At 58.0% G+C, this 22363-nt stretch carries 25 protein-coding genes and 1 pseudogene; 11 read left to right on the plus strand and 15 right to left on the minus strand.

The window, feature by feature from the left end; translation table 11 throughout:
- Nucleotides 1-149: 149 nt before the first annotated feature.
- The 4 genes and pseudogenes from AC07ZE_RS17950 to katG all read left to right on the plus strand — a co-directional run bounded on the left by AC07ZE_RS17950 (nt 150) and on the right by katG (nt 4209).
- On the plus strand, nt 150-566 hold the full coding sequence (locus tag AC07ZE_RS17950) for an ANTAR domain-containing protein (RefSeq protein WP_207266018.1): 417 nt from the start codon (nt 150-152) through the stop codon (nt 564-566).
- Nucleotides 567-662: 96 nt separating this feature from the next.
- Nucleotides 663-1163 (plus strand): outer membrane beta-barrel protein, encoded by a 501-nt coding sequence (locus AC07ZE_RS17955; protein ID WP_207266019.1) that lies wholly within the window; start codon nt 663-665, stop codon nt 1161-1163.
- Nucleotides 1164-1276: 113 nt separating this feature from the next.
- Nucleotides 1277-1624, plus strand: a pseudogene (locus AC07ZE_RS17960) (helix-turn-helix domain-containing protein); the annotation flags it as partial.
- Between the two features lie 317 nt (nt 1625-1941).
- The gene (gene katG / locus AC07ZE_RS17965) at nt 1942-4209 is read left to right on the plus strand and encodes a catalase/peroxidase HPI (RefSeq protein ID WP_207266021.1); all 2268 of its coding nucleotides are present in this window, start codon (nt 1942-1944) and stop codon (nt 4207-4209) included.
- Between the two features lie 217 nt (nt 4210-4426).
- On the opposite strand, the gene AC07ZE_RS17970 is transcribed toward katG, so the two are convergent.
- The gene (locus AC07ZE_RS17970; protein ID WP_207266022.1) at nt 4427-4972 is read right to left on the minus strand and encodes a hypothetical protein; all 546 of its coding nucleotides are present in this window, start codon (nt 4970-4972) and stop codon (nt 4427-4429) included.
- A gap of 407 nt (nt 4973-5379) precedes the next feature.
- On the opposite strand from AC07ZE_RS17970, the gene AC07ZE_RS17975 reads away from it, so the two are divergent.
- A complete protein-coding gene (locus tag AC07ZE_RS17975) occupies nt 5380-6768 on the plus strand; it encodes an alpha/beta hydrolase (RefSeq protein ID WP_207266023.1) in 1389 nt (462 codons plus the stop codon).
- 108 nt (nt 6769-6876) lie between these two features.
- Here AC07ZE_RS17975 and AC07ZE_RS17980 read toward each other — a convergent pair whose 3' ends face one another.
- The 3 genes from AC07ZE_RS17980 to AC07ZE_RS17990 all read right to left on the minus strand — a co-directional run bounded on the left by AC07ZE_RS17980 (nt 6877) and on the right by AC07ZE_RS17990 (nt 9014).
- Nucleotides 6877-7233, minus strand: coding sequence for a DUF6124 family protein (locus AC07ZE_RS17980; protein ID WP_207266024.1), 357 nt, complete (start codon nt 7231-7233; stop codon nt 6877-6879).
- Nucleotides 7234-7638: 405 nt separating this feature from the next.
- On the minus strand, nt 7639-8616 hold the full coding sequence (locus tag AC07ZE_RS17985; RefSeq protein ID WP_207266025.1) for a saccharopine dehydrogenase family protein: 978 nt from the start codon (nt 8614-8616) through the stop codon (nt 7639-7641).
- A complete protein-coding gene (locus AC07ZE_RS17990) occupies nt 8613-9014 on the minus strand; it encodes a VOC family protein (RefSeq protein ID WP_207266026.1) in 402 nt (133 codons plus the stop codon). Before AC07ZE_RS17990 ends, AC07ZE_RS17985 begins: the two co-directional genes overlap by 4 nt.
- Nucleotides 9015-9200: 186 nt before the next feature.
- On the opposite strand from AC07ZE_RS17990, the gene AC07ZE_RS17995 reads away from it, so the two are divergent.
- Entirely contained in the window at nt 9201-10100 is a 900-nt protein-coding gene (locus AC07ZE_RS17995) for an AraC family transcriptional regulator (protein WP_207267846.1), read from the plus strand.
- Between the two features lie 212 nt (nt 10101-10312).
- Here AC07ZE_RS17995 and AC07ZE_RS18000 read toward each other — a convergent pair whose 3' ends face one another.
- The 6 genes from AC07ZE_RS18000 to AC07ZE_RS18025 all read right to left on the minus strand — a co-directional run bounded on the left by AC07ZE_RS18000 (nt 10313) and on the right by AC07ZE_RS18025 (nt 15664).
- Nucleotides 10313-10465 carry a YHYH domain-containing protein gene (locus AC07ZE_RS18000; RefSeq protein ID WP_494990431.1) on the minus strand — a complete coding sequence of 51 codons (153 nt, stop codon included), beginning with the start codon at nt 10463-10465 and terminating at the stop codon, nt 10313-10315.
- A 245-nt stretch (nt 10466-10710) separates the two neighbouring features.
- Nucleotides 10711-11409 (minus strand): ion channel, encoded by a 699-nt coding sequence (locus tag AC07ZE_RS18005; RefSeq protein WP_207266028.1) that lies wholly within the window; start codon nt 11407-11409, stop codon nt 10711-10713.
- 53 nt (nt 11410-11462) lie between these two features.
- On the minus strand, nt 11463-11867 hold the full coding sequence (locus tag AC07ZE_RS18010) for a DUF6632 domain-containing protein (RefSeq protein WP_207266029.1): 405 nt from the start codon (nt 11865-11867) through the stop codon (nt 11463-11465).
- Between the two features lie 281 nt (nt 11868-12148).
- A complete protein-coding gene (locus AC07ZE_RS18015) occupies nt 12149-13342 on the minus strand; it encodes an IS4 family transposase (protein WP_207267847.1) in 1194 nt (397 codons plus the stop codon).
- 177 nt (nt 13343-13519) lie between these two features.
- Entirely contained in the window at nt 13520-14980 is a 1461-nt protein-coding gene (locus AC07ZE_RS18020; RefSeq protein WP_207266030.1) for an MFS transporter, read from the minus strand.
- A gap of 426 nt (nt 14981-15406) precedes the next feature.
- Complete coding sequence (locus tag AC07ZE_RS18025) at nt 15407-15664, minus strand: AEC family transporter (protein ID WP_259331971.1); 258 nt, start codon at nt 15662-15664, stop codon at nt 15407-15409.
- A 14-nt stretch (nt 15665-15678) separates the two neighbouring features.
- Between AC07ZE_RS18025 and AC07ZE_RS18030 the strand changes: the two genes are divergently transcribed.
- Entirely contained in the window at nt 15679-15828 is a 150-nt protein-coding gene (locus AC07ZE_RS18030; protein WP_259331972.1) for a hypothetical protein, read from the plus strand.
- A 70-nt stretch (nt 15829-15898) separates the two neighbouring features.
- Here AC07ZE_RS18030 and AC07ZE_RS18035 read toward each other — a convergent pair whose 3' ends face one another.
- Both AC07ZE_RS18035 and AC07ZE_RS18040 read right to left on the minus strand, forming a co-directional pair.
- Nucleotides 15899-16300, minus strand: a complete 402-nt coding sequence (locus tag AC07ZE_RS18035) for a DUF488 domain-containing protein (protein ID WP_207266031.1) — start codon at nt 16298-16300, stop codon at nt 15899-15901.
- A 6-nt stretch (nt 16301-16306) separates the two neighbouring features.
- Nucleotides 16307-17119: an AraC family transcriptional regulator gene (locus AC07ZE_RS18040; protein WP_207266032.1), complete on the minus strand. Its 813-nt coding sequence runs from the start codon at nt 17117-17119 to the stop codon at nt 16307-16309.
- Between the two features lie 134 nt (nt 17120-17253).
- Between AC07ZE_RS18040 and AC07ZE_RS18045 the strand changes: the two genes are divergently transcribed.
- Together AC07ZE_RS18045 and grxC are read left to right on the plus strand one after the other, a co-directional pair.
- The gene (locus tag AC07ZE_RS18045; protein WP_207266033.1) at nt 17254-17772 is read left to right on the plus strand and encodes a carboxymuconolactone decarboxylase family protein; all 519 of its coding nucleotides are present in this window, start codon (nt 17254-17256) and stop codon (nt 17770-17772) included.
- Between the two features lie 27 nt (nt 17773-17799).
- The gene (gene grxC / locus AC07ZE_RS18050) at nt 17800-18051 is read left to right on the plus strand and encodes a glutaredoxin 3 (RefSeq protein WP_207266034.1); all 252 of its coding nucleotides are present in this window, start codon (nt 17800-17802) and stop codon (nt 18049-18051) included.
- A gap of 132 nt (nt 18052-18183) precedes the next feature.
- Here the strand turns inward: grxC and AC07ZE_RS18055 are convergent, their stop codons facing one another.
- Genes AC07ZE_RS18055 through AC07ZE_RS18065 form a run of 3 tightly spaced genes read right to left on the minus strand, consistent with a single transcriptional unit; the run spans nt 18184 to nt 21167 of the window.
- Complete coding sequence (locus AC07ZE_RS18055) at nt 18184-19692, minus strand: tripartite tricarboxylate transporter permease (protein WP_207266035.1); 1509 nt, start codon at nt 19690-19692, stop codon at nt 18184-18186.
- Nucleotides 19693-19716: 24 nt separating this feature from the next.
- Nucleotides 19717-20199 carry a tripartite tricarboxylate transporter TctB family protein gene (locus AC07ZE_RS18060; RefSeq protein ID WP_207266036.1) on the minus strand — a complete coding sequence of 161 codons (483 nt, stop codon included), beginning with the start codon at nt 20197-20199 and terminating at the stop codon, nt 19717-19719.
- On the minus strand, nt 20196-21167 hold the full coding sequence (locus AC07ZE_RS18065) for a Bug family tripartite tricarboxylate transporter substrate binding protein (RefSeq protein ID WP_207266037.1): 972 nt from the start codon (nt 21165-21167) through the stop codon (nt 20196-20198). The genes AC07ZE_RS18060 and AC07ZE_RS18065 overlap by 4 nt, the downstream gene beginning before the upstream one ends.
- Before the next feature lie 282 nt (nt 21168-21449).
- Here AC07ZE_RS18065 and AC07ZE_RS18070 point away from each other — a divergent pair, with 282 nt between their 5' ends.
- Both AC07ZE_RS18070 and AC07ZE_RS18075 read left to right on the plus strand, forming a co-directional pair.
- Entirely contained in the window at nt 21450-21800 is a 351-nt protein-coding gene (locus AC07ZE_RS18070) for a DUF6152 family protein (RefSeq protein WP_095196046.1), read from the plus strand.
- Nucleotides 21800-22288 carry a DUF6644 family protein gene (locus AC07ZE_RS18075; protein WP_207266038.1) on the plus strand — a complete coding sequence of 163 codons (489 nt, stop codon included), beginning with the start codon at nt 21800-21802 and terminating at the stop codon, nt 22286-22288. Before AC07ZE_RS18070 ends, AC07ZE_RS18075 begins: the two co-directional genes overlap by 1 nt.
- The last annotated feature ends 75 nt before the right edge of the window (nt 22289-22363 follow it).

The following is a 22363-nucleotide window of genomic DNA, read 5'->3' on the forward strand; positions in this document are numbered from 1 at the left end:
TGCTTAACCTTCCGCTGAACAAATTGCCACTCAGGCATAAAATCGTGTTCGCCGTTCTTGCATACACCAGTGGACTGGCACTGGGATGGATACTGGATTATTGATTGCGCCTGCAACCATTACTCGATAAACAAAAGGAACAGTGATTCATGGCCAACCCATGGTTGCGCATCTTGCTGGTCGATGAGGATCATTCCACGCGGATGAATATCGAAAAGAATCTCGCCAGTCTCGGCTATCACCGCGTCGCTCCGCTGAGCTCGCTACATGAACTGTTGGTCATCATCGACAGTGCTCTGTGCACATTTGATCTGCTGATCATCAATAAAGCGATATTAAAGCGTGCTGGCCCAATACTTGATCAGGGTATTCGCGGCTACCCGGACATCAGGCACTCACTTATTTATCAGGACGCGAGCTTGCACTTCTCGCCCTTCGTTGATTGCTCGATGTCAGCGATGAATTTCACCTTGTCCGGCCCCCCGGACAAAGCTTCCATCCACCAGGTCATGAATTTCATTGATAAACCGGCCTGCTTGAAAACCACGGCCAAAGCGCCCGCGTGACCTTGAAAATACCAATTTTTGACTGTGATTAACGTCACCGCCGCTGAAAAATCCACACGCTGACCATTTGGAAAACCTGCTTAAGGAAGCACCTCCATGCTGCTCAAAAACATTGCAATCATCTCGTTCGCCTCCTTGCTTTCTTTCAAGGCAATGGCGGATGACAAAGGACTCTATGTGGGTGCCGGCGTTTCCAGCATCGAGACCGATAAAAAGACCCTGAGCGATGAAGAGACGGGATATAAGGTTTATACGGGTTATCGCATGAATGACTACTTTGCCTTCGAAGGTGCAGTCGTCGATTTGGGGAACTTCAACAACGAGAATATTAAGTTCGAAGGCAAGTCGGCGCAGATCGCGACCCATATTGGCTTCCCCATCGGACAACGTGTTCGTGTGTTTGGCAGCGTCGGCGCTCACGCCTGGGATGCTGACGGAAATGCCACAGATGATGATACCGGGGTTGATCTGACTTACGGGGCCGGGGTCGAGCTGAATGTATTCCGTAATGTCGGACTGCGCGCCGAATACGAGGTACTGGAAGTGGGCAAGATCGAATTAAACCAGACATCCGCATCAGCCTATTTTCTCTGGTAAATCATCTGTCGGGAGCGGTCCGCTCGATCGCTCCTTAAATCTCAGGCAATCTTTCAATCGCTTTAATGTTGAATTTCATGACCTTTGTAAAATCGGTTAAAACCCTTGGTGCCCGCCACATACCAGAAAGACAAAAGATCGCGGTTAAAGCCATCGAATACATTCATGAAAACCTGAATGTTTCGCTCAACATGAACACATTGGTAGAACAACTTGAAACTACCAATCGCACCTTGCACCTGGGCTTTTTCGAGGCATTCGGCATTTCGCCGATGGCCTACGCCAAGAACCTGAGGCTGGCGAATGCCCGGCGAGACCTGATCAAGAAAACCTGGCCAACCGTCACCGAAATTGCCATGCATTGGAATTTCCAGCACCTGGGTCGTTTCTCCCAGGATTACCAGCAAGCCTACGGGGAACCGCCGTCGGAGACGTTTCGGCGCAATGTTGCCAAGCCATAAGCATATTGAGCAACCGCGCCATTTGCCTCGCAGCCCCCTAAGAGATTGCGCCTATCATCGACTAATACTCGCGCTATTAGCTGACTTGCCTTTACGGGTCTACCTTTATTTAGCGTCGGCGTAGTCTGGCCGGCACAGACCTGATGTGAAGATAAGAATGAGTCGGAAACTGACCAGGCGTAGTGAGGGTCGTCACCACAACGATCAACGGATCGAAATGCGGGTCCGGCAACCTGAGTCATTGATTTCGCTCGCTTCTATTCCAGGCCCGCATCGGGCCGGGTAGCTGAATGAACTCGACCGAGGGTAGCTCACACATGGCAAATGAATCGAAATGCCCGTTCAACCACGCCGCCGGTGGTGGCACAAGGAACCGCGATTGGTGGCCGAACCAACTCAACCTGAACATCCTGCACCAGCACTCGCCCCTGTCCGACCCCATGGGCAAGGACTTCAACTATGCCGAAGCCTATAAAAAGCTGGATTTCGCGGCGGTCAAAAGAGACCTGACCGCACTGATGACCGACTCGCAGGAATGGTGGCCCGCCGACTTCGGCCACTACGGTCCACTATTCATCCGCATGGCCTGGCACGCCGCCGGCACCTACCGTACCGGTGACGGCCGTGGTGGCGCAGGCTCCGGCCAACAACGCTTCGCGCCGCTCAACAGCTGGCCGGATAACGTCAGCCTCGACAAGGCCCGCCGGTTGCTGTGGCCGATCAAGCAGAAGTACGGCCGCAACATTTCCTGGGCCGACCTGATCGTACTTACCGGCAACGTCGCGCTGGAGTCCATGGGCTTCAAGACCTTTGGCTTCTCCGGTGGCCGTCCGGACGTCTGGGAACCGGACGAAGACGTGTACTGGGGCTCGGAAAGCAAATGGCTGGGCGGTGACACCCGCTACGCCAGTGACCGCGACAATGACAACAAAACCGTGCAGGAACCGGGTGATGTACCGCTGGTGGCCGAGCCGGGACGAAACGAGGACAGCCGTACTGAACACGGCCGCAACCTGGAAACTCCGCTCGCTGCGGTGCAAATGGGGCTTATCTATGTCAACCCGGAAGGCCCTGAAGGCGAACCGGACCCCATCAAGTCGGCCTTGGACATCCGCGAAACCTTCGGCCGCATGGCGATGAACGACGAAGAAACCGTGGCGCTGATCGCCGGTGGCCACGCTTTTGGCAAAACCCATGGCGCCGGGCCCGCCGACAATGTCGGGGCCGAACCGGAAGCCGCCGGCCTGGAACAACAAGGCCTGGGCTGGAAAAACAGCTTCGGCACCGGTAAGGGTCCGGACACCATCACCAGTGGCCTGGAGGTCACCTGGACCACTACACCGACCAAATGGAGCAACAACTACCTGGAAAACCTGTTCGGCTTCGAATGGGAGCTGACCAAGAGCCCGGCAGGCGCGCACCAGTGGAAACCCAAGAACGGTGCTGGCGCCGGCATTATTCCGGACGCATTCGATCCCTCCAAACGTCGTGATCCGACCATGCTCACCTCGGACCTGGCTCTGCGCTTCGACCCGATTTACGAGCCGATCGCCCGGCGCTTCCTGCAGAACCCGGACCAACTGGCCGACGCCTTTGCCCGCGCCTGGTACAAGCTGATCCACCGTGACATGGGGCCGCTCTCGCGTTACCTCGGCCCGGAAATGCCCAACGAAGAACTGCTGTGGCAAGACCCGATCCCAGCGGTTGATCATCCGCTGGTCAACGACAGTGACGTCGCCGCGCTCAAGAGCAAGATCCTTGCCTCGGGCCTGAGCGTTTCGCAGCTTGTGTCGACCGCCTGGGCGGCGGCTTCCAGCTTCCGGGGCTCCGACAAACGCGGCGGTGCCAACGGTGGGCGCCTGCGCCTGGAACCGCAGAAGTCCTGGCCAGCCAACCAGCCTGATCAACTGGCCAACGTGCTGGCAAAACTCGAAGGCATCCAGAAGGCGTTCAACGCCGGGGGCAAGAAAATCTCGCTGGCGGACCTGATCGTGCTGGCCGGGTGTGCCGGCGTCGAGCAAGCCGCGAAAAATGCCGGGCAAACCGTCACGGTGCCATTCACGCCAGGGCGGACGGACGCGAGCCAGGAACAGACGGATGTCGAGTCTTTCGGCTTCCTCGAACCCATCGCCGACGGCTTCCGCAACTACCTGAAAACCCGTTACAAGGTATCGGCCGAGCACTTGTTGATCGACAAGGCGCAATTACTGACGCTGACGGCGCCAGAAATGACCGCGCTCATCGGCGGCCTGCGCGTGCTCGACACCAACGTCGGCCAAACCGCCCACGGCGTCTTCACCACCCGCAAGGGAGCGTTGACCAACGACTTCTTCACCAACCTGCTGGACATGGGCGTGGAATGGAAACCCACCTCAGAGGCCAATGAAGAATTCGAAGGCCGCGACCGCAAGACCGGTCAACCGAAATGGACTGCAACCCGTGTGGATCTGGTGTTCGGCGCCAACGCACAGTTGCGGGCGCTGGCGGAGTTTTATGCCAGCGCCGACAACAACGAGAAATTCGTGAAGGACTTTGTGGCGGCGTGGACCAAGGTGATGAATCTGGATCGCTTTGATGTGAAGTGACGTAGCAGGCAAGACCCTTGGCCACCTCGGCATTGAATGCCGGGGTGGTCATTTTATTTTTCGGACCTGACGACCCCAAGGAACTCGCTCGCGAAAGTCGTTCAGTCACCTCAAGGCAAGTGAAAAGAAGTAGCGATAAATCGTTGCTCTGAAACAGGCAGAACAATCTGATACGGGAGCAGACTCTGTATTGAGAAGCGGGACTGCCGCTTTAACCTCACTTCAACATTGCTATCTTGGCTAAAATTGCCAGCGCTGCGGATACACTTATTACAACATGCATACCAACCACTAACTTTGTATTATCTGGCTTGTTCAGATCCAAAAGTGCTGAGAACTGAGTGGGCACTGTCTGTGCCAATTGCCCCTTGTAGCTTTGTATTGAATTCCAAATTATTACGGCTGCCGCCTGCGACGAGGCGACCAATCGACAATTAAACAATGAAAACATCAAGTAACCCAACACCAGACCAAACAGCAATCCGGCTGATGGATGTTTGACTGACCAAGCAAAGGTAACCACTGCTCCTGTTACAGCCTGATAATAAGCCCAGAATTTATGCGTCTGATCCGTGGTATTTCGAAGATACGAAATTGCATCAGCCAGTTCCATGATCACTCCCGTATTCCTGATTAGCAAACCATTACGACCCCATTTAAGTCTTGGCGCCAGATCAGTCTGACGGCAAGCATTCATCCGACCATTTAACGCTTCTACATCAATATAGTCGGCAAAATAAAGTCCACCACTTTTACTAGTCACCAACGCCAGCCCGCAGGGGTGTCTTGCCGGTGAGACAAGGCACTAAAGGCCCCAAGCCAGAGGAAGTCCGACCTGAAAATCCTTCTATATTACTTCGCCCTATTTATATAATTGCGGAGTGATATAAGAAACAATCAACAGTCATCTATCTTGTCATCAATTAAAAGGGATTTATTTTCTCCTCGGGTCAAAATAGATCCGTCCCTTCCGACCTATAGGGCAACCCTACACTGGAGTGACATTCATCATGCCGTCATTCACGCCAACCAATGTCTCCACCGCGCGCCGCTTCGCTACCCATCCTCCGTGACAGTCTTCCATCGTCCGCTCCCCACTAATCGCGAGTCCGCTCCGTGCCGTATCCGAGCGCTCACATGCGACGGATAGACCTGACACGGTGAATGATCATGAAGATCCTGCTTATTCTTGGCGTGTGCCTGTTGACCGCCTGTACTGGCAACACCCCGATTCGCGACGACAAAGTGACGACATGCAGCACTATCAAGTCTTGCAGCAACAGCTACTACGAGCAGCATCCTAACTACGAGATTGGCTTCGTCGAGTACAGCGAGCGGGGCAACGATTTCGCCCCGGCGAGAACACAACAGCTGCTCGAACGCCTGAAGAAGTATTCCGCCAGCGGCAAACTCGCCATGGTGGTCTTTATCCACGGTTGGAAACACAACGCTGAACAGGATGATCCAAACGTCACCAGTTTCACCAAAGCGCTCGCCAACCTGTCCGAATCCGGCGTACTGGGTGATCGCAAGTTGGTCGGCATCTATGTTGGCTGGCGTGGTTTGTCCCTGCACGGACTCGGGAGCGAGAACATTACCTATTGGGACCGCAAGTCGGTGGCGGAGGAAGTCGGCCGCGGTGGTGTCACCGAATTGCTCACGCAGTTGGAACAAATCGACCGTAACCAGGAAACGAATTATCTAGTCATCGTCGGCCACAGTTTCGGTGGCGCAATCGCCTTGAGTGCTTTGCATGATCAGCTACTCGAACGACTCCAGAATCAACAGGATGGACATCCGGTAAAAGCTTTCGGCGATGCTGTGATCATGCTGAACCCCGCGATTGAAGCCAACATGGGACTGCTGCTCAAGGAGAACAGCCTGAAAGTAGGCGCCTCAGGAGTGCGTGCACGGCCGCTACTTTACATCATCAGTTCGGAGGGGGACGAAGCCACCCATTATGCTTTTCCGGCGGGACAATGGCTGGGGGTCAATTTGACGTGGAGCCAGGTCGACCTCAACAGAAACTACAACGGCCAGGCCTATTCGATCAGGGAAGAAAAGATGGACACCACAGCCATCGGCAACTACACCCTGTTTCACACCGCATTGATCAAAGATCCTGACCTTAAGCAAGCATCTGCCCAACCCACTGCCCTGGACTCCTCGACAGTCGTCAACAAGGCGATGGCCACGCCCAAGGTACTCGAGGACACGAAGTTCGGCGACTGGGAGCTCGTAAGCTACTGCACACCTGATGGCAGCAATGGCGACCCCAACGTACCGCGCATGCCCTGCTATAGAAATGAGCCGGTAAACTTCATCTATACAGCAGACTCCTTCATCGATAACCACAACGACATCTTCAACCCTGCGGTGATCGCGTTCATGTCCACGGCTGTCAGCAAGGCCATCTACGAACGCACGAACGGAGAGTCTCGTTTCGATCAATGCCTGGATGAATCCAAGCTCCGGTTCAGCTTCAGCCTTTGTTACAACCACCACTTCACAGCGGCAGAGAAGGCAGAAAAAAAAATGAAGGAACAGAATAAAGGCTAATCCCGCGATAGCTCAACAAACGCCCCCTGTAGCTGTCGAAGGCTGCGATCTATTGATTCCCGGGACTATGAAAATCAGCGATCGCAGCCTCGCGTCACCCGACAGCTGCTACAGAGGATCAATCTGATCCAGCACCCGATTGGCCGTGATCTCCGCCAGCATGATGCTGTTGGAAATCCCCAGCAGCGCATTGCGCGATCCACCGTCCAGATGGTCCACCAACTGATGCACCATCACATCCACCGAAGCCAGTGTCTCGACCAGGTACACCATCAGGGTTTCGGTGGTTGTTTCCGGGTTCACGGTAAACAGCGTGCTGGGTGTACGCGGGGTGGCCTTGATGTCGGCGGTCGAGTGGAAGTGGAAATCGAGGGCGCGCTCGGCGGCGTCGTTGAGCTTTTTTGAGTCGGGTTCGTAGGGGGATGTGGGATCGGTGTCTGGGGGGTTTGGCGTTACTTTGAACATGGATGAAGCCTCTGATGCGAACTATGAGGAGCCATCACCCTCGCTACCAAACGAAGGGTGGTGGCCATACGCAGGTTGGTAGACCGGTCGCACCAGAACCCGGCGCCCGCAAGCGAGCCCCACGCATGGCCACCATATAAAGCACAGTCCCAAAAAATGACTGCATAGGTAGCGCTGTGCGTCTGGATGCGAAAAACGGGCTACCAAACCCGATCGCTGTTTTTCAGCGACCGGCAAACAATAGAAGCCGCCCCCCAGGCGCACAAGCCGGCGGATTCTGGCGTAACCGTAGGCAACGACGCAAGGCTTTGTAGCTTTCAGGAAATGAGCGTAAGACCCGTTAAACACGCGGCTTTCGAAGATGTTTAAAAGGCGGGTGAGCGCCCTGGCTCGCGCTGTAGCGCTCTAGTCATCGCTGATGGTGGTTCCGTCGATGGTCTCGGCGAATCCGCTGCCGAATATCCGGCCAGGCGTTTCGAACCCCGGACGACGATCGCCCTCCAACACTCGCCGCGCGGCTTCAACAGCCACCAATGGTGTGTAGGCGTAGCCGTTGACGGTTTCAATCATCGAGCGCGCCACGCGGCCATTGGCGCCTGAGACTTCCACCACCGCTCGGGCACGATGCGCTTCGCGTTGTTCAACGCTTGGACCGTCCGGCAGTTGCGACAAATCGCCGTGCGGGAACGCATCGCCGCTGACATGCACATACATGGCAATGTCGGGTATGCCGGTGGAGTGCCAGGCGGTCACCAGGTCACCGAACGACAGCGGCGCGCACAGCACCGGGCCGTCACCAAAATCGAAGTGCCGCGGCGGCGCGTCGGGGGTTGCAACCAGCAGTCCATCGACCCGCGCCAGAAGGCCTGCATCCATGATTTCGCTGACACTGAGGGCCGATCCCCGTGACATGGAACCTGCAACCTGCAGTGCGATCCTGAGTGAATGCGGTTCCTGCACACGTCTGGCGACCTGCATTGCCAGGCAATCCGTGGGCACCACATCCCAGCCGACACCGGGCAGTAACATGACCCCCGCCCCGGCGGCCTGGGCGCCCCGTTGCTCCGCCTGCCGATAGACGTTGATCTCCGCCGTGATGTCCAGGTAGTCGACGCCAGCCTTGATACACGCTTGCATCAACGCGGCCGCCGTCTGGGCGAACGGCCCTGCGAAGTTCAACAGCACCGCGATGCCCTCCAGCGCATTCGTTGCCTGGGCATCAGGGTTGAACACGCGATAAGGAACATCCAGCTGCGCGGCGAGCGATTGCAGTTTTTCGGCATTGCGCCCGGCAATGACAACGTCCAGCCCCTGCCCCTTGGCATGCTCGCCCGCCATGCGACCGGTGTACCCCGTCGCCCCGTAAATCATTAATGTGCTCATGGGGTGTGCTGCCAGTTTTTGTAGACGAATTCGAGACTGTAGCCGTCGGGGTCGAGGACATTAGCGGCGTAGTAGTTGGGGTCGTAATGCAGACGTGCGCCCGGGGCACCGTTGTCGACAGCTCCACTTTGCAGCGCCGCCGCATAGGCCGCGTCGACGTCGGCCTGACTGCTCGCCACGAAGCCGACATGCACCGCCCGCCCCTCCACCACGCCTTCGCGCAACCAGAAAAACATCCGTCCATGGGCACCGAAACCTTTCAGATCGGGATGCCCTGGCGGCCCGTCCTTGCCGTCGTAATCGAGCCGTGCGGTGATGCCCAGCGGGGTCAGTGCCGCGGTGTAGAAACGAACGGAACGGTCGATGTCACTGACCGACAGAAAAATGTGATCAAGCATGAAGGAGCCTCGCTTTCAGGTAGTGATTCGAATGAAGCAGCCGCTCATACGCTGCTCCACTGTCACTGAGGTGAGTCACCACAGTAGCCACCTGCCTCGTAGCGAGCGCAGCCGTTCCTGCTCGAAACCTGCCTGTTTCTGCTTTTTGCTTGCGTGCCCGCCGCCGCGTGAGTTCAGATGAACGCCATGAAAACCCAACTGACAGAACTTCGCGCCCTGGCGTGTCGCGCCGAAAACCGCCGCACGGACACGGGTATTCCGCGCGTCGCCATGGTCCAGGGTGAAATCCCTGAACACCTGCTGGCCGCCGTTTACGAACCGATGATCAACCTGATTCTGCAAGGCAGCAAATCCATGACCATCGCCGACCGCACGCTTCGATATGACCCGGCGACTTACTTCGTCATGTCCATCGACCTGCCAGCGGTCGGCCAGGTTCACCCCTCTGCAGGCGGCGAACCTTACCTGGCGGTTAGCCTGACACTTGATCCGGTTGCCCTGACGACGCTACTGGCCGACTTGCCCAAACCGCTCGGACAGCATGAACAGGAAGCCGGCTTTTCGGTGGCCGCTGTCACGCCGCAATTGATGGATGCCTGGGTGCGACTGCTGCGTTTGATGAACAAGCCCGAAGAAATCGCAGCCCTCGCGCCGGTCTACGAGCGAGAAATTCTGTACCGCGTCCTGCAAGGCCCCCACGGCTGGATGCTGCGCGACATCGCGACACCCGACAGCGCCATGGCCCGCGTCAACCTGGCCATTGCGCACATTCGCCAGGACTTTGCCGAACCCATCCGGGTGGACGCATTGGCACAACTGGCGTCAATGAGCGTGTCAGCCTTCCACCGCCACTTCAAAGCCGTCACCGCGCTGAGTCCATTGCAGTATCAAAAACGGGTTCGCCTGCTACAGGCACGGACACTGATGCTGGCCAATGCCAAAAGCGTCACTGGCGCGGCGTTTGAAGTCGGTTATGAAAGCGCTACGCAATTTAGTCGAGACTATGCGCGGGTGTTTGGATTGCCGCCTTCGAGGGATGCGGCTCGGATACTTGGGGAGATTCGGAGTGGAGCCAGGGGTGGTTGAGTTGCTTGGGAGGGCGTTTGTGTGTGTGTTCTTAAAACGGGCGAAGAGCGTCCGTTTGGTCGGATTACACCGTTTGTGGCTGGGCACGATCGGCCAAAAGCGGCCCTTGACTTTAAAGTCTGAAACGCATCAAAAAAGCCTTTTCTTTAACTGGCCTCCACACAGGTGAGAAAGCCAGCTTGCCACCCAGCCGCAAGCTGTGCTCTTGCTGTTTAGTGGCAGTGGTAGTCGTTCGTTTTATGGTTGCGATGGCAACCTTTTGAATCAGTACCGCCACTGTGCGCGAAGACGGTAACGGACGTAATCGAAAGTAAAGCGGCGATCAAAATGGCGGACAGTTTCATCAGGGTTTGCTCCATGCTCATTTTTTATCCGTGAGATATCTCACGCTTCGCAGCGTATGGCCAATTGCCTTCATTGGGCAAGCGACTTCCTGACTGTCTACCCAACATTAGATGAACGGCTGAGTGCCTACTTCCTGAGTTACCGCCGAAAAGGGGACGGAGTTATTAATTTGTCTAGTCCTGAAATAGGTTTACACCCGTTTCACCCCAACGCCCGATGCATCGCATCGGGCGTTTTGTATTTAGCGACTTAGCCAAGTCGAGAGTCATTTAGTCTGATTTGACGGATAAATACCGGCAAGCCGCGCGATTACAACACCCACGTAAAAGACGCCCGAAAATTCTTCGACCATCACAAGTGAGCGGGCGTGGTTGGTCAATGGGATAATCTCACCGTAACCGGTGGTCGTGAGCGTCGTGAGGCTGAAATAGATCAGTTTGAAGAAAGTGCCGGGCTGTCTGAAGTCGAGGAAGTCAGGGCCGAATGAGCCAGCGGCGGATATCTCGACCAGGGCATAGACGAAGGACCAAACGAAGGCCAGCATGATGTAACCCGCAAGCGCGCCATGCAGTTTGTCGGCTGTAATTGGCCCGCGCTTGAGAATATAGCGAAGCACTCCGCTAAACGAGACGGCAAGAGACGCCGCATAAAATATCCCGGCAAAGAAAAGAAGCGCGATACTTTCAGCCCACAATGCCGACCATTGAAGGCCAACTCCAAACAACGCCAGACCCAGTCTGAGAATGCCCCCCCGCCGAGTCTGCCTGGTGGCGAAAGCGCCCACGAGCAGCACGATTGAAAACAGAATGCCGAGCAACGTGCGAGCAAATATACCGTCCTCAAGAAAGGGAAACAGGAGGATCAACCCGAGTAAAAGCAGCAATAGATAGGTGCAGGGTCCTCGACCTATTATCAACTGAGCTAAATCCTCGTCGGATTCGGTCTTATGTTGCGGATTTTTCATACCGGTTTCCCAGAGGCTGAAATAAAGCTCGATCCTGACAATCAAACCTGCGCTTAGGCCCCATTGGGTGTCCGTGGCCGAGCGGCCAATGGCGAGCGGGGCGTCAAGATAGCCAAGGCAACCGCCACGATGAAGAGCGCCGGTACGTCACCTGCCAAGTGCCCCATTTGCTCCGGCTGGGTGACCGCCTGTACGGCCATGATTCCTCCGTGTACGGCGCTGGACCACACGGTGAACCAAATCAGGCTCAGATTGGCTGATGGGTCACGTGCGGCCAGGATCAAGAACACGCCAAGTGTGGCGTAGATGCCAACGATCATCATCGGGTAGTCCGAGTGACCGACGTGCCAGGCCCAGCCGGACGGCCAGAACAACATAAGTGGGTAGAGAGCAAGGCACGCGAGGCCAGCCAAAACGAGAACGACGCGCAAATACCTGAGGCGATCGACTACGGTCATGGCAGACTCCTCTTTGGGCCTAACTCCAAATAAACCTCGAGTGGGGTGATAACGCCTTAACGGGCTTGGTAGATAACATTCCTTGTTCTGCCGGGCCTTGTGACAGTCGGGTGACCGCTTAAGGGGTTTATACGCCATGGACGCAAAGCCCAATCTGCTCAATCAGTTCCGCTAGTAGACCAAGCATAGCTACTCATTTGCTATCGCCCCGTCCACGGCAAACAAGGGGACGGATTTATTTTTCTGAAAAATAGATCCGTCCCTGAGGGATCCCCACAAACCTATCCCAGCGCCTGTGCTTGTTGATGTACTTCGTCTCGCAACGCGTGCTCAAGTCTCTCCAAGGTTTTTCGAGACTTTGAGCCGCGTCCGCTGCGCCAGTATTCCAACCCCAATCGCCATAGCGACAACACTCGCCGACGTTTAAGGCTATTGCTTTGAAAACGATGTTCATGACCTGCTTCGCGGGCCTGCAATCCGGTTAAACAGATGATGTAGTTAGCCAATGCCGAGATCAGCAACAGCACTTCAATTCGGCGCGGACAGTGGCTTCGATGGCGAGTTACGCCAACACCGTAGTGCTCGCTTTTTACATCCCGGAAGCCTTCTTCTATCTGCATCCGTTGTTTGTAAATTGCCACGATTTTCGACGGATTCCATTGCTCCTCTGGCAGGTTACTGGCCAGTAACCACGGCTCTCGTTCACGATTAGCCGATTGCCTGCTGAGTTTGTTTTTGGCGATTGAGCCGGTGACGCGTTGATGTTTTCGCCCCTTGGCGCGATGCCTGACGCAGTACAAATGAATAAAATGCGGAGCACTTTGGGTCATCTCGATATGGCCCAACGACTTTGGTGAAGAAGACGCCAAAGCATAGAGATTTTTCACTGGCAACCAAGTGTTCGAGTCGCAGCGGTAGAGGTCGCGATTGCGCACCCGAGCCACGTAATACCAGCCTTGCGCCTCGACAGCCTTGATCCAGGGTCGTCGAAAACCCGCATCGGCTACAAGGATCGGAACGCAGTCTTTGGGGAGTATTTCGGCCAACGTTTGCAGCAATCGCTTTTGATATTTCGGACATCCTTCACGCTCGTGAACGCTTTCGTAAATAGGAAACGAGCGCCCAGCCAACGGGATCGCAGCGCGCAATAAAAAGAACTCACCCGCCGCGTCAATTGGTGACCAGTCGACCAGGATCAAAGGATGTTTCAGCGATCCCAGCAAGGCTCGCAACATGACCCAATAAAACAACGAGCGCTCTGTTTGCAGATGACGATTACCGAGCAGTCGGTCCACTCGTTTGATGGCGTGTTTGGGATAAGCCTTGCCCGGCATGAATCGACCAATTCCTGTCAGCGTTAGACGACGGCCGCGCAGTAACGAACTGACACAACACATCAGTGTTTTTAGACGACGAGAATGGACAGTGGGAAGTGCTTGAGCGAACGCGCTGTGTAAGAATCGGATGGCCTGCATGGGATCGGTATCTTGTTTTTGTGTGGTGCAATACAAGTTGCCGACCCGTGCAGGTCTCTTCAATTCCCAACTTCTTGATTTCTCGTAGGAAAAAACGGGGATCCCTCAGGATCCGTCCCCTTTTCCCGCTTTTCCCATTTCCCGATCCGCGTGTCTTTTGCAGGCGGGGTCCCCTGCTTAATCCCTCGCCTGCGACAAAGGCCTGGCCACCTCCTCCAACCCTCGACGCTCCGCCGCCACGCCCCACACCGCTTGCACCACCGCCGCCATACACATCAGCACAGCGCCTATCAGGTAGCCCACCAACAGACTGCTGCGCTGCTGGGTCTGGATGAGTTGGCCAAACAGCGTCGGCCCGATGATGCCGCCCAGGCCGGTGCCGAACGCGTAAAACACGGCGATGGCCAAGGCGCGGATTTCCAGGGGGAAGGTTTCTGCCACGGTCAGGTAGGCCGAGCTGGCCGCTGCCGACGCGAAAAAGAAGATCACCATCCAGGCTGCGGCTTGCTGGGTGACGTCCAGCCAATGCTGCTGGAAGGCGTAGCCCGTGAGCGCCAGCAAGATTGCGGAGGTGGCATAGGTGAAGCTGATCATTACGCGTCGGCCAATCACGTCGAACAGGCGCCCCAGCATCAACGGCCCGCAGAAGTTGCCCAGCGCCAGGGGCAATACGTACCAGCCGACATGCTCGGCAGGTACTTGGTAAAAATCGGTGAGCACCAGCGCATAGGTGAAGAAGATCGCGTTGTAAAAGAACGCCTGCGCGGTCAGCAGGGTCAGCCCCACCAGTGCCCTGCGACGGAATCTGATGAACAGGGTATGGAAGATCTCCGCCAGCGGCGTATGGTCCCGCGCGTGCAGGCAAAGGGGTTGGCTGGTCATGGCTGGCAGTTGATGGCCCTGTTTGCGCAGGCGCGTTTCGATGCCTTCAACGATGCGTCGCGCCTCATTGTGCCGACCATGGACCAGCAGCCAGCGAGGACTTTCCGGTAGCCACATACGCATCACCAGAATCAACAGGCCCAGCGCGGCACCGATCCCGAAGCACAGGCGCCAGCCGAGGTCGCCGCCAACCACGTGCGGGTCCAGCAGGACGATGGCCCCGCCGGCGCCAAGCGCGGCGCCCAGCCAGAATGTGCCGTTGATGGTCAGGTCGACCCAGCCGCGATAGCGGATCGGGGTGAACTCCTGAATGGTCGAATTGATCGCCGTGTATTCGCCGCCGATGCCCATGCCCGTCAGGAAGCGGAACAGCAGGAAGCTTTCCAGGTTGAAGGAGAATGCCGTGGCCGCCGTGGCGCCTACGTACAGCCATAACGTGATGAAGAACAGCTTGCGCCGCCCCAGGCGGTCGGTCAGCCAGCCGAACACCAGGGCACCGAGTACGGCGCCGGCGATGTAGATGCCGCCGGCCAGGCCGATATCGAAGTTGCTCATGCGCAGGTCGGGGCTGTTTTTCAGGGCGCCGGACACCGATCCGGCCAGGGTCACTTCCAGGCCGTCGAGCAACCAGGTGATGCCCAGCGCGAACACCAGCCGAGTGTGAAAACGCCCCCACGGCAAGCGGTCCAGGCGTGCTGGAAGATCGGTTTCGAATAGCGCGCCGGACTGGCGGCTGTGCAGCTGTTGGTGGGTCATCGCCACATCATGGTCATGTGCAGTGCCTTGAGAATTAGGAGTTGGCCCCTGCATCGGGAGTTCAATATTCCACTGCCCGATTGCACGCGCTCTACAACGCAACGCCTCACTCATACTTGAGTACCAAGCCCTCACATCGATGTATCCATTGCCATTACCGACGCATAGCAGACGCCACCGGCCGGATATTCAAACTGGTCCTTGCCGGCGCAATCAGCCGTTACCGCAGCAATGGATATGTACACCATCAAAAGCCATGTCGCCTGACACAAAGCCTTCGCGAGCAGGCTCGCTCCCACAAGGGACCGGGTACATCCGACAAAATCACGTCGACTGTCAGGCCGCCTTCGCGGGCAAACCCGCTCGCACAGTTGGATGTTCAGGCGGCCAGCCCACCATCAATCAGGTAGATCGCAGCAGAGAACGTCACGATCGAAAGCACGGTACTGACCAGAATGGAGGTGGCGGCTTCAATTTGACCTGCAGCAGGGAGAGGATAATGCCCAGGGCCGGCGCCCACATCAGTGGGCGGCGCACCGCCCCCGACAGGCTCGACACAAAGGCCTGGGTGCCACTGCCCTTTCCATCGGCGAGGGTGAGCAACATGGTTGTCAGCGGGATCATCACCAGGCTCGCGACGAGGTTCAGCACGAGCACCGAATAGATGCTGCCCGATCCGAACATGGCGCCGAGGCCCGGTGTTCAGCAATATTCCCCATGCCGCGCGCGGCGAGCATGAAGAGCTTGTGCAGGCGCTCGCTGACCGGAATGCGGCGGCGCGTCAGATCATGGGGCAGCACATCGTCAGCGCGGCTTCACGATTCGGCTATGAGATCAAGTTCTACTGACTTTAGCTGTCTTGTTGTTCTACAAGTAAAGAACACGTGAGATTCTTCGCGGTATGGGTCGCCCTCTTCGCTACTGCGCAAACTCATCCCGATAACACACCGGCGAACTGGAACCCTGAAAGCGATCAAGCTCATCCTCCAGCCATTGGGCGAGCACGACGGCAGGGTTTTGCAGTGGATCATCCGCCGTGAACACCAGCGTCAAACGCGCTGATAGCCCGTACTGCAAAAGCGCCCACCAATGCGCCGGCTGGGCCGCCAGTTCCTGGCGATAAGCGGCGGTGAACCCGGCAAAATCCAGCCGCCCAGCGATGAACGCTTGTTGTACATCCGCCGAGGGCGCGACGTCAGGGAGCCAGGCATCGAACGGCATAGGCTCCTTGGGGCAATCTTGCGGCCATAGACGGTCCACCAGAATCCTTCGCCCGTCTTCAGGCTCGGCAGGGTCGCAGGTACGCTTGCACTGGATCATGATCACTCACCCCCTCCACTCTCGCGGACTGACCCCGGTTTTACGGCGAAACGCCCGGGCCAGTGCCGACGGGCTTTCGTAGCCCACTTCTTCGGCAATCAACGCAATAGGCTTGCCTTCGCGCAAGCGCTTCTGCGCCAGGCTGATGCGCCAGCTCACCAGGTAATCCACCGGTGCCTGGCCGACGACGCGCTTGAAGTGCTCGGCGAAGCTGGCCCGGGACATGTTGGCCAATGCCGACAGCTCAGCCACGCTCCAGGCTTTGCCCGGCGCTTCGTGCATCTGGCTCAAGGGCCGCGCCAGACGCGGGTCAGCCAGCCCGGCCATCATGCCCGGCTGCTGATTGCGCGTGCTGAGGATGTAGCGCAGCAACTGAATCACCAGCAGTTCGAACAAACGGTCCATCACTGCTTCACGGCCACAGGTGCCTTCAAACGCCTCGGCGAACAACCATTGCAGGGTGGCGGCCAGGGTCGGGATTTCATCGAGCTTGAGCACCAGGTACTCCGGCAACGCCGCCGCCAGGGCATTGCCCGAGCCGCCATCGAAATTCAGCGACGCGCACACCAGTTGCGTGCCGCAAGCTTCGGTGGCGAACAAGCGATGACGGTACGGTCGCGGGAAAAAGATCAGTGTCGGTTCGGTAAGGCGCAGCTCGCGCTCATCAGCCAGTTTCAGCACGACCTCGCCGGCTTGCAACAAATGCACATGGCCGCATGCCTGGCTGCCGTCGAAGGCCGTCGTGCCGCAAAACATCCCGCTGTGAAAGGTGCCGGCGTTGACGCCGAAATGCGCAAGCAAGGTGGACAAGCGATCCATGGGCGGACTCCCGAGGGCAGTTCTGGACGATCTGTCGCATATCGTCGACGATTCGCATCCAATAAACCAGCACGAATCACTAGCATGAACTCCGTACCCAGCGCCTGTCGCGCTTCACATCACGGAGATTCACCATGACCCGCATTGCCCCTGTCAGCCTTGAACACACCACCGACGCCACCCGCCCCTTGCTGGAAGGCGTGCAGAAGAAAATCGGTTTCCTGCCCAACGTATTCCGGGTGCTGGCCCACGCGCCTGCAGTGCTGGCCTCGTACCTGCAAAACTCGGCGGCCCTGGGCAAGACCTCCCTGAGCGCCACCGAAAAAGAAGCGATCTCCCTCGCCACCTCGCAGGTCAACGGCTGCGATTACTGCCTGGCGGCGCACACGCTGTTTGCCGGCAAGGCCGGGCTGTCCAGCCAGGAAATCCGCAGCGCCCGTGAAGGCCGGCTCGACGCCTATGCCCTGCTTGCCCGGCAGATCACTGAAAGCCGTGGCCACCTGAGCAGCGAACAGATAGCCGTCGCCCGCGCCGCCGGAATCAACGACGCGAAGATCATCGAAGTGATTGCCCACGTGGCTTCGCAGACGCTGACCAACTACCTGAACAACGTCGCCCTGACCGAAATCGACTTTCCGGCCATCGACGCCTGATCAATCCCTGTTGCAGAGGATCAATCCATGAACACCGTAACCCTGTATACCACCGACACCTGCCCGTACTGCCGCAGCGCCAAATCCCTGCTGGCCAGCAAAGGCATCGCCATGCAAGAGATCAACATTCAACGCGAACCCGGCAAACTCGAAGAAATGCTCGAGCGCAGCGGACGACGCAGCGTGCCGCAGATTTTCTTCGGCGACACGCACATCGGCGGCTTCGACGACCTGGCCAAGCTGGATCGCCAGGGTGGGTTGATGTCGATGTTGGCCTGAACCGACGCTGAAGCACACACCAATCCCTGTGGGAGCGAGCCTGCTCGCGAAAGCGTCGCATCTGTCCCATCAATGCAGAATGTGCCGCCGTCTTCGCGAGCAGACTCGCTCACCCAGGGTCAGTGCGCTGCCTCAGTCATCCTCATGCAACTTGATCCCCCGCGCATGCAGCAGGTGCGGCACCACCAGCACCAGCAACGTCAAGGCCAGGAAAAACGCCGAGATCGGCTGCGTGAGAAAGATCATCCAGTCGCCCTCGCTGATGGACAGGGCATTGCGCAATTGCTTCTCGGCCATCGGCCCCAGCAGCATGCCCACGATCACCGGCGCGACCGGAAAGTCGAAACGCCGCATCAACACGCCGGCCCAGCCAATCCCCAGCATCAACAGCAAGTCAAAGGAAGAATGGCGCATGCCATACACGCCGATGGTGGCGAACACCAGAATCCCGGCGTTCAGGTATGGCCGGGGGATTTGCAGCAGTTTGACCCACAGCCCCACCAACGGCAGGTTCAGCACCAGCAGAATGAGGTTGCCGATGTACAGCGAGGCGACCAACGTCCAGACCAGCTCGGCGGAGGTTTCGAACAGCAGCGGCCCCGGTTGCAGGTTGTAGTTCTGGAACGCCGCCAACAGAATCGCCGCCGTGGCGGACGTCGGTATGCCCAGGGTCAGCAGCGGCACCAACGACCCGGTCGCACTCGCATTGTTGGCCGCTTCCGGTCCGGCAACACCTTCGATGGCGCCTTCGCCTTTATTGGCGGAAAACTCTTTCGGAAATTTGCTGAGCTTGCGTTCGGTGGAATAGGACAAAAACGTCGGGATCTCCGCACCACCGGCCGGGATCGAACCGAACGGAAAGCCGATCAGCGTGCCACGCAACCAGGCGGGCACCGAGCGCTTCCAGTCGGCGCGGGTCATCCACAACGAGGTCAGGCGATGCCGGCCCTCCGCTTGCTCCTGCTGATACAACAAGCTGTACAGCGCCTCCCCTACCGCAAACAAACCGACCGCCACCAGCACCACTTCGATGCCGTCCACCAATTCGGGAACGCCCAGGGTGTAGCGAGCGATACCCGACGTCGAGTCCAGGCCGATCATGCCGATGGTCAGCCCGATCCCCAGTGACGCGAACCCCCGCAGCATGGACGCGCCGAGCACCGCCGATACCGTGGTGAAGGACAGTACAAGGATCGCGAAATATTCTGCCGGCCCGAAGTTGAGCGCCAGCCGGGCCACGACCGGGGCGAACAAGGTCAGCAAGATCGTCGCGATGGTGCCCGCCACAAAAGACCCGATCGCCGCCGTGGCCAACGCAGGCCCCGCCCGACCATTGCGTGCCATGCGGTTGCCTTCCAGGGCCGTGACCATGGAAGACGATTCGCCGGGCGTGTTAAGCAGAATCGAGGTGGTGGAACCGCCGAACTGTGCGCCGTAATAGATACCGGCAAACATGATCAACGCCCCGGTGGGATCAACCTTGGCGGTGATCGGCAGCAGCAAGGCCACTGTCAGAGCCGGTCCTATGCCGGGCAAGACACCGATGGCGGTGCCCAGCAGGCAACCGATGAACCCCCACATCAGATTGATCGGCGTCAGCGCCGCGCTAAACCCCATCAACAAACTTGAAAGAATGTCCACGCAGTCGATCTCCTTGGCGCTGGATCAGATCCAGGCATTGACCAGCGGCGGCAGGGAAACCCCCAGCCCGGCGTTGAACAGCCAGTAGATCGGCAGGGTCAGGGCAATGCCGATGGCCAGGTCCCGCAGCGGATGACGACTGCCAAACCCCCGGGCCGAACAGGCAAACAGCAAGGCCGCGGCCAGCACAAAACCGATCAGGTTGATCAGCAACGCCACGCCCAGCAACCCGCCCGTCACCCAGGCCGCGCCGGTTTTACCGCCGGGAATCACGCCGTTACTGCTGTCCTGCTCGCGAAAACCGCCGGTGAGCGCCTGATAACTGAGCAACAGCCCCACCACGGCGAGAAACCCGGCGACGAGATAGGGATAGACGTAGGCCGGCAAAATCACGAAACCCATCTCGGGCGGAAAGCGGTAGGCCCCTACCGCCAACACGGCGCTGAGGGCAATCAGGCCAAGGCCTATCGCCAGTTGCGTCGGCACGATTGCGCGCGGCCCGGTCATTCTTTAAGCAGTCCGACCTGGACCAGCATCGCGTGCAACCGCACGTGCTCTTCATCGACGAATTTGCCGAAGTCATCACCGGTCACCACGTTTGCCGTCCATGCGTTGGTCTGAATGTTCTCTTGCCAGACTTTGCTTTTGCTGGCGGCCAGGACCGCATCAGTCACTTCCTTGCGCTGCTCGGGTGTGAGGTTGGCAGCACCGTAGACGCCGCGCCAGTTGCCGATGATCACGTCGTAGCCGCTTTCCTTGAGGGTTGGGGCATCGATCCCGGGAACGCGCTCGGGCGCACCGATGGCCAGGACGCGGATCTGCCCGTTCTTGATGTATTGACCCAGTTCGGCGTAGCCCCCGGTGAGCACCTTGATCTGCCCGCCCAGGGTCTGCGCCACAATTTCACCCCCGCCGCCGGTGGCGATGTAATTGACCTTGTTGACCGGAACATCCAGTTTGCCAGCCAGCTCGGCGATGCCGATGTGGTCGATCGACCCCTTGGAACCACCGCCCCAGGTGACACTGGTTGGCTTGCTCTTGAAGTCCTTGATCAGGTCGTCGAGGGTCTTGTAGGGCGAATCCTTGCGCACCGCAATCACGTTGTATTCCGTGAACAACCGGGCAATCGGCGTCACGTCTTTCAGGGTGATTTGCGGTTTGTTCTGTTCGATGCCCGCGACCATGATCGCGCCAACCACCAGCAACGCATTCGGGTCGCCCTTGGTGCTGTTGGCGAACTGCGCCAGCCCCAGGGTTCCGCCTGCACCCCCCTTGTTTTCAAAGGTGGTGGATTTGGCGGCGTTAGCCTCGATCAGGGCCTTGCCCAGCACCCGTGCGGTCTGGTCATAACCGCCACCCACAGAACCGGGAGCCATGAACTTGACAGTGTCCAGCGCAAGCGCGGGGGTGTTGAGTACGGCAGCGGTCATGCCAACTGCCAGGTAACGACTGAAACGGCGCAACAATGCGGACATGGTGTATCTCCCTGGATTGTTTTTATAGGTGCCGTCAGCCCGTCGATCAGGGGGTCAGTCCCGTTCAATGAACATTGGCCTGCGCATAAGCGTAGGACATGGTTGCGTTTATTGAAGTTCTTTCAAACGAAGGCCCGCCAGCCCCCGCGAGGCCCTGCGTCACAGATGGAAACATTCCTTTGGTCCGGGTGCTTCAGGCCGCGAAATGCGCCGACTATCCTGAAAAACATTGGCGAACACGCTGTCGAGCATCCATCCACGACTAGTACAGGAGGACGTGTCATGAACGTCATGCTCAAGGGCTTTGGCGCGACATTGCTGCTGGTTGCCACAGCGGCATTCGCCCATCACGGCTGGAGCGAGTACGACTCCAGCAACCCGTTGAATCTGACCGGCACCATCGAAGCGTCCGGATACTCCCACCCCCACGGTTTCGTGAACCTGAAAACAGCGGACAAGACCTGGAACGTGGTCCTCGCGCCCCCGTCGCGTATGGAAAACCGTGGTCTGTCCAAGGAGATGCTGGCGGTCGGCACCCAAGCGACCGTGGTCGGTTACGCCAACCGCAATAAACCTGATGAGATGCGCGCGGAACGCATCACAATCGGCGGTAAAACCACCGAGTTACGCTGATGCAAGCCTCGCAGAACTGGATGGACTGGCTCAACGACTCACCGCTGGGCGAAGCCATGCGCGGCGATCTGTGGCTGTATCCGCTGGTTGAGGTGATGCACATCGTTGGCTTTACGATACTGGTCGGTGCGGTGGTGATGTTCGACCTGCGGGTGCTGGGGCTGTCGCGCAGCATTCAGGTCACCGCCCTGGCCCGCCATCTGCTGACCTGGGCCATTGCGGCGCTGCTGTTGATCGTACCGGCCGGGCTGATGATGTTCACCGCCCACCCCCACGATTTCGCCTCCAATGACATTTTCATCCTCAAGCTGTGCCTGATCGCCACGGCGGGCCTCAACGCCTTGCTGTTCCATGTTGGCGTGTACCGTTCCGTGCCGGCGTGGGACACCGGTGCGTCGGCGCCCGGGGTGGCCAAATTGCAGGCGCTGTTTTCGATTGTGATATGGGTCAGTGTGATTCTGTGTGGGCGGTTGTTGGCTTATACCTGAGGGGACCGGACGGTTTTAGCCAGGCGGCCTGAGGGCAACGTGGCTTTCGCGGTTGTACCCAATCCCACAGGTCCG

The organism is Pseudomonas sp. GW101-3H06 (assembly GCF_059424605.1).

What these genes read in the sequence shown, in the direction of transcription:
- AC07ZE_RS17950 (WP_207266018.1), top strand. Translation starts at nt 150, where the DNA reads ATGGCCAACCCATGGTTGCGCATCTTGCTGGTCGATGAGGATCATTCC.
- AC07ZE_RS17955 (WP_207266019.1), top strand. Translation starts at nt 663, where the DNA reads ATGCTGCTCAAAAACATTGCAATCATCTCGTTCGCCTCCTTGCTTTCT.
- katG (WP_207266021.1), top strand. Translation starts at nt 1,942, where the DNA reads ATGGCAAATGAATCGAAATGCCCGTTCAACCACGCCGCCGGTGGTGGC.
- AC07ZE_RS17975 (WP_207266023.1), top strand. Translation starts at nt 5,380, where the DNA reads ATGAAGATCCTGCTTATTCTTGGCGTGTGCCTGTTGACCGCCTGTACT.
- AC07ZE_RS17980 (WP_207266024.1), bottom strand. Translation starts at nt 7,233, where the DNA reads ATGTTCAAAGTAACGCCAAACCCCCCAGACACCGATCCCACATCCCCC.
- AC07ZE_RS17985 (WP_207266025.1), bottom strand. Translation starts at nt 8,616, where the DNA reads ATGAGCACATTAATGATTTACGGGGCGACGGGGTACACCGGTCGCATG.
- AC07ZE_RS17990 (WP_207266026.1), bottom strand. Translation starts at nt 9,014, where the DNA reads ATGCTTGATCACATTTTTCTGTCGGTCAGTGACATCGACCGTTCCGTT.
- AC07ZE_RS17995 (WP_207267846.1), top strand. Translation starts at nt 9,201, where the DNA reads ATGAAAACCCAACTGACAGAACTTCGCGCCCTGGCGTGTCGCGCCGAA.
- AC07ZE_RS18000 (WP_494990431.1), bottom strand. Translation starts at nt 10,465, where the DNA reads ATGAGCATGGAGCAAACCCTGATGAAACTGTCCGCCATTTTGATCGCC.
- AC07ZE_RS18005 (WP_207266028.1), bottom strand. Translation starts at nt 11,409, where the DNA reads ATGAAAAATCCGCAACATAAGACCGAATCCGACGAGGATTTAGCTCAG.
- AC07ZE_RS18010 (WP_207266029.1), bottom strand. Translation starts at nt 11,867, where the DNA reads ATGACCGTAGTCGATCGCCTCAGGTATTTGCGCGTCGTTCTCGTTTTG.
- AC07ZE_RS18015 (WP_207267847.1), bottom strand. Translation starts at nt 13,342, where the DNA reads ATGCAGGCCATCCGATTCTTACACAGCGCGTTCGCTCAAGCACTTCCC.
- AC07ZE_RS18020 (WP_207266030.1), bottom strand. Translation starts at nt 14,980, where the DNA reads ATGACCCACCAACAGCTGCACAGCCGCCAGTCCGGCGCGCTATTCGAA.
- AC07ZE_RS18025 (WP_259331971.1), bottom strand. Translation starts at nt 15,664, where the DNA reads ATGTTCGGATCGGGCAGCATCTATTCGGTGCTCGTGCTGAACCTCGTC.
- AC07ZE_RS18035 (WP_207266031.1), bottom strand. Translation starts at nt 16,300, where the DNA reads ATGATCCAGTGCAAGCGTACCTGCGACCCTGCCGAGCCTGAAGACGGG.
- AC07ZE_RS18040 (WP_207266032.1), bottom strand. Translation starts at nt 17,119, where the DNA reads ATGGATCGCTTGTCCACCTTGCTTGCGCATTTCGGCGTCAACGCCGGC.
- AC07ZE_RS18045 (WP_207266033.1), top strand. Translation starts at nt 17,254, where the DNA reads ATGACCCGCATTGCCCCTGTCAGCCTTGAACACACCACCGACGCCACC.
- grxC (WP_207266034.1), top strand. Translation starts at nt 17,800, where the DNA reads ATGAACACCGTAACCCTGTATACCACCGACACCTGCCCGTACTGCCGC.
- AC07ZE_RS18060 (WP_207266036.1), bottom strand. Translation starts at nt 20,199, where the DNA reads ATGACCGGGCCGCGCGCAATCGTGCCGACGCAACTGGCGATAGGCCTT.
- AC07ZE_RS18065 (WP_207266037.1), bottom strand. Translation starts at nt 21,167, where the DNA reads ATGTCCGCATTGTTGCGCCGTTTCAGTCGTTACCTGGCAGTTGGCATG.
- AC07ZE_RS18070 (WP_095196046.1), top strand. Translation starts at nt 21,450, where the DNA reads ATGAACGTCATGCTCAAGGGCTTTGGCGCGACATTGCTGCTGGTTGCC.
- AC07ZE_RS18075 (WP_207266038.1), top strand. Translation starts at nt 21,800, where the DNA reads ATGCAAGCCTCGCAGAACTGGATGGACTGGCTCAACGACTCACCGCTG.